Origin of the sequence: Paraburkholderia xenovorans (assembly GCF_046030735.1) — a bacterium.
In the GTDB taxonomy this organism is placed as follows: Bacteria; Pseudomonadota; Gammaproteobacteria; order Burkholderiales; family Burkholderiaceae; genus Paraburkholderia; species Paraburkholderia xenovorans_A.
Map to the genome: position 1 here is coordinate 1 of NZ_JAQQBV010000129.1, position 277 is coordinate 277.

Genomic DNA, 277 nt, shown 5'->3' on the forward strand with positions numbered 1-277 from the left:
ACGTCGTTGCCAGTTGTTCCCGTTGTTGCCAGCCGGATCAGTTGCTGGCTCGTCCACACACCCCCATCGGCAAACTGAACCTGCTGCACGCCATACCTAGAGCTCAGCATGCCATCCAGCGTGATCTGGTCACCCGACACGCCATCGGTCAACACAAGACCGCTGCCATCCGACGTGGAGGACACCGACACGGACGACTCGCTGATTCCCGCTCCCAGTTGCAGCACGTTGTTACGGGTGGCGGAGAAATCCACTTCGTTGATTTCAAGGTGACCAT

1 protein-coding gene is annotated in these 277 nt (G+C 58.5%); it reads right to left on the minus strand.

The features are described from left to right. Positions 1 to 277: calcium-binding protein (locus PQQ51_RS34435; RefSeq protein WP_408501640.1), on the minus strand; the 277-nt coding region annotated here is incomplete at both ends.